Below are 11,021 nucleotides of genomic sequence, written 5' to 3'. Positions count from 1 at the left end.
GAACCGGGCGGGGCGACCGGATCGACGTAGGCTCGCAGAGGTGACCGATCCACAGTCCGCAGCTGACGACCTGCCCCGGCTGACCGACCCCCTGGTGGTGGTGGCCTTCGAGGGCTGGAACGACGCCGGGGACGCCGCGACCGGGGCCGTCGAGCACCTCGAGCTGATCTGGGACGCCAAGCCGCTGGCCGCGCTGGACCCGGAGGACTACTACGACTTCCAGGTGAACCGGCCCACCGTCTCGCTGATCGGTGGGGTCAGCCGCCGCATCGAGTGGCCGACGACCCGGATCTCCGTGGCCCGGCCGCCGGGGAGCGAGCGCGACGTCGTCCTCATCCGGGGCATCGAGCCGAACATGCGGTGGCGTGGGTTCTGCGACGAGCTCATCGCGATCCTGACCGAGCTCGACGTCTCGATCGTGGTCGCGCTGGGTGCCCTGCTGGCCGACACCCCGCACACCCGGCCCACCCCGGTCACCGGCTCGGCGTACGACGCGGAGTCCGCCCGCACGTACGGCCTGGAGACCTCCCGGTACGAGGGGCCAACCGGCATCCTGGGCGTCTTCCAGGACGCCTGCGTGCAGGCCGGGCTGCCGGCGATCAGCTTCTGGGCCGCCGTGCCGCACTACGTCTCCCAGCCGCCGTCGCCGCGGGCCACGGTCGCGCTGCTGCAGCGGGTCGAGGAGGTCCTCGAGATCGCTGTGCCGCTCGGCGCCCTGCCGCAGCAGGCCGAGGACTGGGTGAAGACGGTCGACGAGATGGCCAACGAGGACGACGAGGTCGTCGAGTACGTGCGCTCGCTCGAGGAGCGGGCTGCCGAGTTCGACCTCTCTCAGGCCAGCGGTGACACGATCGCCAAGGAGTTCGAGCGCTACCTCCGCCGCCGCGGCGCCTCCGGCGGCTGAAAGAAGACTGTGAGTCCGGCCGGGTCGGCTCATCGGTGCTGGGCCGGCCGCCGGCGCCGGCCGAGCGTGCGGTTGTGGTCGCTGCGCCTCGCGTGTCTCTGCGTGTCGGCGGCATCGACTCCGCACTCGCTGAGCGGCGCCGGGTGTCGATCTGTCGTCAGGTCGACGGGGGCGGGACGCGACGGCGCGTTGACTCCTAGTCCGCGCGGAGCAACGGCGTCATCTGCGAGGTGGCGTCGGCGTCGAAGAGCCGGTCGTGCATGGCGAGGGCGAACCGGTCGGTCATGCCGGACACGTGGTCGACGACCTGGGTGACGGCGTCGGCCTCGGTGTCCCGGTAGGACTCGGGGATCAACTCGGGGTGGGCCAGGTGGTGGTCGACCAGCCGGCGGATCACGTCGATGGCGACGTGCTTCTGGCCGGCGGCCGTATCCGACATGTAGACCCGCTCGAACATGAACGCCCGCAGCTCGTGCATGGCCTCCAGCGGGCCACGCCCCATGACGACCGCACCGGCGGTGTTCTCCGGGGACAGCGAACCCTCGACGACGGCGTCGATCATCGTGCCGACCATCTCGCTCCCGGGTGCGCCGAACACGTCGCGGGCGCGGGCCGGAAGTTCCTCCGGCCGGATCACGCCTGCTCTGATGGCGTCCAGCGCGTCGTGGGACAGGTAGCCGATCCGGTCGGCGTAGCGGACGCACTCGCCCTCGCGGGTCGACGGCGGCGGGTCGATCTTCCAGCTGTGCGACCGGACGCCGTCGCGGACCTCCCAGGTGAGGTTGAGGTGCTCGAGCACCTCCACGATGCGCACCCCCTGGGCGGCGTGGTGCCACCCGCCGGGCACGTAGGGCTCCAGCGCGTCCTCACCGAGGTGCCCGAACGGCGAGTGCCCGACGTCGTGCGCCAGCGCGATCGCCTCGGCCAGCGTCTCGTTGAGGCCGAGAGCCCGGGCGAGCGATCGCGCGACCTGGGTGACCTGCAGCGTGTGGGTCAGCCGGGTGACGAAGTGATCGCCGTCGGGGTTCAGGAAGACCTGCGTCTTGTGCTTCAGCCGGCGGAACGCCTTGGCGTGCAGGATCCGGTCACGGTCGCGCTCGAACGCCGTGCGCAAGGGGTCCTCGGGCTCCGGACGGGCCCGGCCGCGGCTGGCGGCCGCACGCACGGCGGCGGGAGCGAGTCGTTCCTCCGCCGCCTCCCGCGCGGCGCGGTCGGTGAACCGGAAGGGCCCGGGCACGCTCATCCGCGGTCGCCCAGCGCTCTGTCCCGGGCGCACGCGTCCAGCGCCACGCCGAGCAGGGCGTCGACCGCGTCGCACACGATCCGTGGCGACTCCTCCTCGGCGTCCTCTCCCCCGGCCAGCGTCTCGGCCGCCCAGGCGTCCACGAGCGCGATCGCGCCGGGGCTGTCCAGGTCGTCGGACAGCCGCTCCCGCAGCCCCAGCAGCAGCGGCGCGGCGGGGGCACCGGCGTCGAGCGCGACGGCCCGGCGCCAGGTGTCCAGGCGCTCCTCGGCCTCCCGCAGGAGGTCCGCCGTCCAGGCGCGGTCGGTGCGGTAGTGGCCCGACAGCAGCGCCAGCCGGATCGCCATGGGGTCGACGCCCTCGCCGCGGAGCTTGGAGACGAACACCAGGTTGCCCCGGCTCTTGCTCATCTTCTCGCCGCCGAGGCCGATCATCGCCGCGTGCACGTACGCGCGGGCGAACGGTTTGGTCGCGGTCAGCGCCTCGGCGTGCACGGCGGAGTACTCGTGGTGCGGGAAGACCAGGTCACTGCCGCCACCCTGGACGTCGAAGCCCATGCCGATGGTGTCGAGCGCGATCGTGGCGCACTCGATGTGCCAGCCGGGCCGACCGGCGGTGCCCCGCGGGCCGGTCCACGACGGCTCGCCGGGACGCTTCCCGCGCCACAGCATCGGGTCCAGCGGCTGGCGTTTGCCCGGCCGCTCGGGGTCGCCCCCGCGTTCGGCGAAGAACCGCAGCATCGTGTCCTCGTCGTACCGCGACTCCCTGCCGAAGCCCGGGGCCTGCGAGACGTCGTGGTAGACGTCGCCGGTCCCGTCGTCCAGCACGTAGGCCAGGCCCTCGGAGAGCAGGTCCTCGACGTGGGCGACGATCCGCGGGATCGACTCGACGGCTCCCACGAAGTCCTCCGGCGGGAGGACCCGCAACGCGGTCATGTCCTCGCGGAAGAGCGCGGTCTCCCGCATGCCCAGGACGACCCAGTCCTCGTTGTCGCGGTCGGCGCGCTCGAGCAGCGGATCGTCGATGTCGGTGACGTTCTGGACGTAGTGCACGGCGTGGCCGCCGTCCCGCCACATCCGGTTGATCAGGTCGAACGCGAGGTAGGTGGCCGCGTGGCCGAGGTGCGTGGCGTCGTAGGGAGTGATGCCGCAGACGTACATCCGGGCCGTCTGGCCGGGGCTCGTGGCCACCACTTCGCCGCGGGAGGTGTCGTGGACCTTGAGCACGGGCCCGGTCCCGGGCAGGGTCGGAAGCAGCGGGGCAGGCCAGGAGAGCACGGCACGAGCCTAGAGCGGGGTGCCGACGATCTTGCGCCGCACACCGGGACCGCCCCGTTCGTCGCACCTCTCCCCTAGCGTCCAGGACGAATGCGGGACGGCGGCACGAGGAGGAGCCATGGAGCTGGACGAGTACCTGCCGGTCCTGGAGCAGGCGAACGCGCGATTCGCCGGCGCGGCGGCCGAGGCGGTGCTGGCCCACGGTTGGCAGGCTCCGGTGCCCGGCTGTCCCGGCTGGCGGCTGAACGACCTCGTCTGGCATCTCTCGGAGGTCCAGCACTTCTGGGCGTGGGTGGTGCGGACGCGGGCGCCGGACCCCTCGACGTACGTGGAGCCCCGGCGGCATCCCGACGACGAGCTGCTCGGCTTCCTCACCGCACAGAACGCCGAACTGGAGACCGTGCTCGCCGGCGCCGACCCCACGACCCGGGTCTGGACGTGGGCCCCGCAGCAGGACGTCGCGTTCGTGCTCCGACGCCAGGCGCAGGAGGCCACCGTCCACACGGTCGACGTGGAGCAGGTGCTCGGCGACGTGCGGCCCGTCCCCACGGACGTCGGGCTCGACGGGCTCGACGAGTGGCTGGAGGTCATGGTCCCCGGCGCTCTGCCCGACGGCCCGCCGCCGGGTGCGCACCCGGTCGTCTTCCACGCCGTGGACGCCGATGCCGAGCGGACCCTCTTTCCCGGCAGCCGGCCCTTCCCCATCGCCGCGCTGACCGGCACCGCGGGCGATCTGCTGCTCGCGGTGTGGCGCCGGGTTCCCCTCGAGGTGCTCACCGTGGACGGCGACGGCCTCCAGGCGGCCGCGATGATCGACCTGGTCGAGCTGGAGTAGCGCTCAGGGCCAGGTGACGGCGTGGCGGTCGAACGCCTCGCCGGTCTGGATGCCGACGACGCAGAAGATGAGCCCCGCCGGGTCGAGCATCTGCCAGAACGCGCCCATGTCTTTGTGCCGCTTCGCGCCGAGGGCTTCCAGGCGGGCCACCTCGGCGGGGATGTCGTCGGTCTCGATGTCGACGTGCCAGCGCGGCGGCGTGCCCTCGCCGGTCCTCTGGATCTCGACGTGCCAGCCGTCGGCGAACGAACCCAGCGACGCCCACTTCTCGTCGGTGTGGTCGGGGTCGGCCGAGCGGCCGGTCGCCCCCGCCCAGAAGTCGGTGCCGGCGACGTGGTGCTCCGGCGGCAGGTCGAGCAGCAGGATCGACAGCCGAGAACGATGAGGCACGGAAAGCATGCTGCCGGGAACGAGGGGGTCGTGGCGAGCGGGGGGCCGGAGGCTCCCCCGAGTCAGGACGGGACGCGGGACGAGGACGCTGGGACGCGTGGCGCCCCGCGAGGTCGCCGCGCCGAGCGGGGGCCGGAGGCTCCCCGAGGCGTGACGAGGCAGGGCTCAACGCAGCTGGGGGACGGCACGTGGCCGCGGTGCCGTCCGGAGGACGGCAATCAAAACGGCGGCCAGGGCAGGGCGGGCCACTCGCCGCTGGGCTCGGGGTGCCGGCCGGTGCGCAGGAGCTCGGCGACCCGCTGCTGGGTGCAGCGCACCTCGCGCCGGGTCAGGTGCTCGTGCAACTGCTCACCGAGGTCACCGCGCAGCTCGTCGCCCAGCCGCTCGAGCACGGCAACGGCGTGGGAGGTGAGCGGCTTGTTCGCCCATCGCCACAGCAGCGTGCGCAGTTTGGGGTCCACGGAGAAGCAGATGCCGTGGTCGACGCCGTACACGTGGCCGTCGGGCATGGGGATGATGTGCCCGCCCTTGCGGTCGGCGTTGTTGACGACGGCGTCCAACACCGCCATCCGGCGCAGGGCCGGCTCGTCGCGGCGCACGAACGCGGCCAGGTCGACGTCCTCGTCGCCGTCGACCCACAGCTGCACCATCCCGGGACCGAACGGCCCCTCCCGCAGCACGGTCGGCGGCACGACCCGCCAGCCGGTCGCCTGCGAGACGAGGAAGGCAGCGATCTCCCGCCCGGCCAGGGTGCCGTCGGGGAAGTCCCACAGCGGCCGCTCGCCCGCGACCGGCTTGTAGACGCACTCGGCGGCCAGCTCGTCGGTCCGGATGGCGCCGACGAGGGTCACGTTCGACGCGTCCAGCATCCGCCCTTCGAGGTCGATCACGCCCTCGCGCAGCAGCTGGAGCGCCTCGTCGTCGTCCGCCGGGGGGCGCAGATCCGGCTCGACAGGTTGCTCGCTCATCGAGAAGCCGCCGGTCAGCGGCGGTAGCCGTTCTGCCGGGGGCACACGTGCCCGGCCGGGTCCAGCGGCAGCGAGCACAGCGGACACGGCGGCCGGCCGGCCGCCACGACGCGCCGGGCACGGGCGACGAATGCTCGGGCGGCGACCGGCGTGATGGTCACCCGGAGCGCATCGGGACCTTCGTCGCTGTCGGAGAGGATGGCCTCCTCGTCGATCGGCTCCTCGCCCGCGGCCACGGCCTCGACGACGACGGCCTCGGCCGAGCCGTCCCAGGCCAGGCCCATCGCGGCCACCCGGAACTCCTCGTCGATGGGCGCGGCGAGCGGTTCGAGGTCGTCGACCTCGGCCTCGGCCGGGATGTCGGTGCTCGCGCGGCCGGCCACCTCGTCCAGCAGCTCGTTCATCCGGTCGGCGAGCACCTGCACCTGCGTCTTCTCCAGGGCGACGCTGACCGTGCGGCCGGTCTCGTCGGACGCCTGCAGGTAGAACGTGCGGTCTCCGGGCTGGCCCACGGTGCCGGCGACGAAACGGATCGGACGCTCGAAGAGATGGACCTGACGGGGCACGCGCCCAGGTTACGCGGGGTGGCCGACGTCCGGCCCCGACGACACCGAGGTCAGACGGTCGTCCCCGCCCCGCCGCCGACGACGGCGTCCGACGACGCCTTGGTACGGCGGCGCCGGCGAGGCGGCGGGATCAGCGCGGAGACGTCGCCACCGGTGTCGTTCACCCGGACGACGAATGGCCGGGTCTCGGTGTAGGTCACCACGGAGATCGAGGCGGGGTCGACGACGATCCGCTGGAACTGGTCCAGGTGCAGGCCGAGGGCGTCGGCCAGGATCGCCTTGATCACGTCCCCGTGGCTGCAGGCCAGCCAGACCGCGTCGGGTCCGAGTTGCGCGTTCCACGACCGGACGGCGGCCACCGCGCGGGCCTGCGTCTGCGCCAGCCCCTCCCCCTCGGGACCGGGGAAGACCGCGGCCGACGGGTGCTGCTGGACGACCTTCCAGAGCGGCTCCTTGACCAGCTCCTTGATCGTCCGGCCGGTCCAGTCGCCGTAGCGCGCCTCGCCGAGCCGGTCGTCGGCCTGCACGGTCACGTCCCGCCCGGCCGCGACGGCGGCGGCGGTCTGCGCGCACCGCTCCAGCGGGCTGCTCACGACGGCGGCGAGCGGAACCTTCGCCAGTCGCTCGACCACCGCCGCGACCTGGGCCGCCCCGGTCTCGTCGAGGTGCACGCCCGGGGTCCAGCCGGCGAGGACGCCGCCGATGTTCGCCGTCGTCCGGCCGTGCCGGAGCAGGATCACCGTGGTCACGGAGGAGAGCCTAGGCCGCCCACCAGGGCGGACCTGCTCACGTCGGGTCGAGGACCCCGGCCCAGACGAGGACGAGGACCAGCGTGCCGAGCACGATCCGGTAGACGACGAACGGCGTGAAGCTCCCGCGATCCAGGTAGCGCAGCAGCCAGGCGATCACGGTGAGGCCGACGCCGAAGGCGATGACGGTCGCCAGGATCGTCGGCCCCCAGGAGACTCCCCGACCGGCGACGTCGCCGGTCAGGGCCTCGTAGGCCTGGAAGAACCCCGACCCCAGGACGGCGGGGACGGCGAGCAGGAACGAGTAGCGCGCCGCCGCCGAGCGGGAGTAGCCGAGGAAGAGCCCCATCGTGATCGTGCCGCCGGACCGGGAGACACCCGGGATCAGCGCCATCGCCTGGGCGAAGCCGTAGCCGATGCCGTGCGGCACGGTGAGGTCTTCCAGCTCCCGCTTCTTGGCGCCCACCCGGTCGGCCCAGAACAGGACCAGCGAGAAGGCGATGAGCGCCGTCGCCACGATCCGCAGGTCGCGCAGCGTCGTCTCGATGTCGTCCTGGAACAGCAGCCCGAGGACGACGATCGGGACGCTGCCGACGATGATCAGCCATCCCATGCGGGCGTCGGGGTCGCCCTTCCGCCGGCCGGCCAGGGAGCCGAGCCAGGCGACGATGATCCGCCGGATGTCCTTCCGGAAGTACAGGAGGACGGCGGCCTCGGTGCCGATCTGGGTGATCGCGGTGAACGCCGCACCGGGATCCTCCCAGCCGAAGGCCTCCCCCACGACCCGCAGGTGGGCGCTGGAGGAGATCGGCAGGAACTCGGTCAGCCCCTGGACCACACCCAGGACGACCGCTTCGATCCAGCCCATCAGCGCGTTCCCGCGAGGGCGGCGCGGACAGGTCGGGGCGGGGGCAGTACAGGCACGACCGGTCACCCTAGGCGCGCCGCCCGCACGACCCGCCGCGCCGCTCCGGGCGGCCGGGTGCTCCCCGCTGCCGGACACGGTCCGCCGGTAGGTTGGCCGGTCGTGGAGCAACGCGCGCTGGGGCGGAGTGGTCTGGTCGTGTCCCGGTTGGCGTTGGGCACGATGACGTGGGGCCGGGACACCGACGAGGACGAGGCCGCGATGCAGCTGACCGCCTTCGTCGACGCCGGCGGCACCCTGGTCGACACCGCGGACGTCTACTGCGACGGCGAGAGCGAGCGCGTCCTCGGCCACCTGCTCGCCGACGTCGTCCCCCGCTCGGAGGTGCTGGTGGCCACCAAGGCGGTCGGGCGTACCGCGCCGGGGCCGATGGGGCGGGGCGCCTCCCGCGGTCACCTGCTGGCCGCGCTGGACGCCTCCCTCGAGCGCCTGGGCCTCGACCACGTCGACCTGTGGCAGCTGCACGCCTGGGACGAGACGACCCCGCTGGAGGAGACCCTCGCCGCCTGCGACGTCGCCGTCTCCTCCGGCCGGACCCGCTACGTGGGCATCAGCAACTTCACCGGCTGGCAGACCGCGCAGGCGGCCACCTGGCAGCGGGCGTGGCCGGGTCGCACCCCGCTCATCAGCACCCAGGTCGAGTACTCGCTGCTCCAGCGCGGGGTCGAGCGCGAGGTGGTCCCGGCGGCCGAGTCCCTGGGTCTCGGCGTGCTGCCGTGGTCACCCCTCGGGCGGGGGCTGCTCACGGGCAAGTACCGGCACAGCACGCCGTCGGAGTCGCGCGGCGCCTCCCCGCAGTGGCAGGGCTTCATCGACGGGCTCCGCTCGGCGAAAGCCGACCGGATCGTCGAGGCCGTGATCACCGCGGCCGAGGGGCTGGGCACCACTCCCCTGGCCGTCGCGCTGGCGTGGGTGCGCGACCGGCCCGGCGTCGTGGCCCCCATCGTCGGCGCCCGCAGCGCACAGCAGCTCCAGGCGAGCCTGGACGCCGAGGGCGTGCGCCTGCCGGCCGCGATCCGCACCGCACTGGAGGACGTCTCGGCGCCCGCCTTCAGCTACCCCGAGCGCCGGTCGGAAGCATGACGGTCCCCTCGGCTCCCGCCGGGGACCCGGTCTTCGCCGCCTTCTGCGCGGCCGGGCTCTGGCCCGGACTGGGCCGGCGGACGGCGGCCGACCTGCCGGCGGCCGGCATCACCGCCCCGGACGACGTCACCGCAGACGGGCTGATGAAGCTTCCCCGGGTCGGCCGGCAGCGCGCCGAGCGGCTGTTCTCCAGCTTCCTGGCCGCGCAGCCGACCTACGAGGTCGTCGAGCTGCTCGTCGGAGCGGGCCTGCAGGCCAAGCTCGCCGCGGGCGTCGCCGACACCCTGGGGCCGGATGCCGCCCGGCGGCTGCGGGATGACCCGTGGGCGCTGCTGAGCCTCGCCGGCGTCACCCTCGGCGACGCCGACCGGCTGGCCATCGCCGTCCTCAAGGGCGCGGACCGGCAGGACAGCCGGCGGGGCCGCGCCATCGTCGGGCTCACCCTGCGGACCGCGACCCGCGACGGGCACACCGTGCTGCCCGCCGACCTGGTCGTCGCGGCGCTGCAGGCCGAAGGCATCGCCGACCCCGCGGCCGCGATCGTGGCGGCGGTGGAGTCCGGCGACGTGCTGGAGCACGAGCCGTCCGAGCCGGAGGGGGCGGGCGGGGACGACGACACAGCCGAGCCCGATCCCGCGCTGCGCTCGCTCTCCCTGGCCCGCTACGGGATGGCCGAGGAGGCCGTCGCCGAGGGCGTCGCCCGGCTCGCCGCCTCGGCCGGGCGGATCGCCGACCCGGCGTCGGTGCGCTCGGTGGCCAAGGGCCTCGACGAGGCGCAGAAGAAGGCCGTCGCCCAGGTGCTGGGGTCCGGGGTCAGCCTGCTCACCGGCGGACCGGGCACGGGCAAGAGCCGCACGGTGGCGGCGGTGGTGAAGCTGCTGCGCGCCAAGGGCACCGAGATCGCGCTGGCCGCGCCCACGGGCCGGGCGGCCAAGCGCCTGGAGGAACTCACCGACCACCCGGCGACGACGGTGCACCGGCTGCTGGGCGCCCAGGGCATGACCGGCGGGTTCGCCCGGAACGAGGAGTGGCCGCTGGACGCCGACGTCGTCGTCGTGGACGAGGCATCGATGCTGGACGTCGAGCTGACCGCGGCGCTGCTGGAGGCGTGCCCCGACGGGACGCACCTGCTGCTGGTGGGCGACCCGGCCCAGCTCCCCTCGATCGGCCCGGGCCACGTGCTCGGCGACCTCATCGACTCGGGCGCCGTCCCGGTCACCGAGCTCACGACGCTCTACCGGCAGGCCGAGGGCGGTGCGATCGCCCGGCTGGCCACCGCCGTCCGCGGCGGTGAACTGCCGCCGGTCGACTCCCCCGACCGCGAGGTGGTGGTCGTCCCGGCCACCGGCAGCGCGGAGGCGTCGCGGCGGGTGGTCCAGCTGGTCACCGACTCCATCCCCCGGGCGCTGGGCATCGACCCCGGCTCGGTGCAGGTGGTGACGCCGGTGCACCGCGGGCCGGCGGGCACGATCGAGCTGAACAAGGCGCTCAAGGCGGTGCTCAACCCCGGCGACGGCACCGTCTGGGGCTTCGACGCCGGCGACCGCGTGGTCGCCACCGCCAACCACCTGGAGCTCGAGCCGACCGGGTTCGCCAACGGCGAGGTCGGCGTGGTGACCAAGACCGGTGACGGGTCGCTCGACGTCACGTTCGCCTCGGGTCCGGTGACCGTCACCGGCAAGGCCATGTCGGATCTGCGGCACGGCTGGGCGATCACCGTCCACCGCGCGCAGGGCTCCGAGTGGCCGGGCGTGGTGGTCGTCGTGCCGCCGGAGGCCGGTGGGATGCTCTCCCGGCCGCTGATCTACACCGCGCTGACCCGCGCGCAGCAGCACCTGTCGATCGTGCACGCTTCCGGCGCGGCGCTGGCCCGCGCGGTTCGCGAGGTCGACGTCCGGCCCCGCCGCACCCGCCTGGCCTCGCTGCTGGCGGAGCTGGGCGACCTCGCCGGCTGAGCCATCGGGCAGGTGCTCAGGACGGGTAGGTCGGGCCGGGCCAGGCAGCGTTGAGCCGCGCGCTGACGCGGCTCAACGCTCCGCGGCGCGGCTCGACCCGCATGCCGACGGGCGCGGCCCGCCGAC

Annotated in this window: 11 protein-coding genes; 4 read left to right on the top strand and 7 right to left on the bottom strand. The window is 73.9% G+C overall.

Going from position 1 to position 11,021, the window contains the following annotated elements; genetic code table 11:
• Positions 1–40: 40 nt before the first annotated feature.
• Positions 41–904, top strand: a complete 864-nt coding sequence (locus FHU33_RS11820; RefSeq protein ID WP_142025541.1) for a PAC2 family protein — start codon at positions 41–43, stop codon at positions 902–904.
• Positions 905–1,100: 196 nt separating this feature from the next.
• Here FHU33_RS11820 and FHU33_RS11815 read toward each other — a convergent pair whose 3' ends face one another.
• Positions 1,101–2,147 (bottom strand): HD domain-containing protein, encoded by a 1,047-nt coding sequence (locus FHU33_RS11815; RefSeq protein WP_142025540.1) that lies wholly within the window; start codon positions 2,145–2,147, stop codon positions 1,101–1,103.
• Positions 2,144–3,424 carry a cysteine--1-D-myo-inosityl 2-amino-2-deoxy-alpha-D-glucopyranoside ligase gene (mshC, locus tag FHU33_RS11810; RefSeq protein WP_142025539.1) on the bottom strand — a complete coding sequence of 427 codons (1,281 nt, stop codon included), beginning with the start codon at positions 3,422–3,424 and terminating at the stop codon, positions 2,144–2,146. Before mshC ends, FHU33_RS11815 begins: the two co-directional genes overlap by 4 nt.
• A 118-nt stretch (positions 3,425–3,542) precedes the next feature.
• On the opposite strand from mshC, the gene FHU33_RS11805 reads away from it, so the two are divergent.
• Positions 3,543–4,259 (top strand): maleylpyruvate isomerase family mycothiol-dependent enzyme, encoded by a 717-nt coding sequence (locus FHU33_RS11805; protein ID WP_142025538.1) that lies wholly within the window; start codon positions 3,543–3,545, stop codon positions 4,257–4,259.
• Positions 4,260–4,262: 3 nt separating this feature from the next.
• Here the strand turns inward: FHU33_RS11805 and FHU33_RS11800 are convergent, their stop codons facing one another.
• The 5 genes from FHU33_RS11800 to FHU33_RS11780 all read right to left on the bottom strand — a co-directional run bounded on the left by FHU33_RS11800 (position 4,263) and on the right by FHU33_RS11780 (position 7,800).
• Positions 4,263–4,658, bottom strand: coding sequence for a VOC family protein (locus FHU33_RS11800; protein WP_246063534.1), 396 nt, complete (start codon positions 4,656–4,658; stop codon positions 4,263–4,265).
• A gap of 209 nt (positions 4,659–4,867) precedes the next feature.
• Complete coding sequence (locus FHU33_RS11795) at positions 4,868–5,617, bottom strand: SCO1664 family protein (RefSeq protein WP_142025536.1); 750 nt, start codon at positions 5,615–5,617, stop codon at positions 4,868–4,870.
• A gap of 14 nt (positions 5,618–5,631) precedes the next feature.
• Positions 5,632–6,183, bottom strand: a complete 552-nt coding sequence (locus tag FHU33_RS11790) for a DUF3090 family protein (protein WP_142025535.1) — start codon at positions 6,181–6,183, stop codon at positions 5,632–5,634.
• Positions 6,184–6,233: 50 nt separating this feature from the next.
• A complete protein-coding gene (locus tag FHU33_RS11785; protein ID WP_142025534.1) occupies positions 6,234–6,932 on the bottom strand; it encodes a histidine phosphatase family protein in 699 nt (232 codons plus the stop codon).
• Between the two features lie 37 nt (positions 6,933–6,969).
• Positions 6,970–7,800 (bottom strand): undecaprenyl-diphosphate phosphatase, encoded by an 831-nt coding sequence (locus FHU33_RS11780; protein ID WP_142025533.1) that lies wholly within the window; start codon positions 7,798–7,800, stop codon positions 6,970–6,972.
• Between the two features lie 159 nt (positions 7,801–7,959).
• On the opposite strand from FHU33_RS11780, the gene FHU33_RS11775 reads away from it, so the two are divergent.
• A complete protein-coding gene (locus FHU33_RS11775) occupies positions 7,960–8,940 on the top strand; it encodes an aldo/keto reductase (protein ID WP_142025532.1) in 981 nt (326 codons plus the stop codon).
• Positions 8,937–10,895 carry an AAA family ATPase gene (locus FHU33_RS11770; protein WP_142025531.1) on the top strand — a complete coding sequence of 653 codons (1,959 nt, stop codon included), beginning with the start codon at positions 8,937–8,939 and terminating at the stop codon, positions 10,893–10,895. Before FHU33_RS11775 ends, FHU33_RS11770 begins: the two co-directional genes overlap by 4 nt.
• The last annotated feature ends 126 nt before the right edge of the window (positions 10,896–11,021 follow it).

The organism is Blastococcus colisei (assembly GCF_006717095.1).
Lineage (GTDB): Bacteria > Actinomycetota > Actinomycetes > Mycobacteriales > Geodermatophilaceae > Blastococcus_B > Blastococcus_B colisei.
This window is presented reverse-complemented; position numbering and strand designations above follow the sequence as displayed.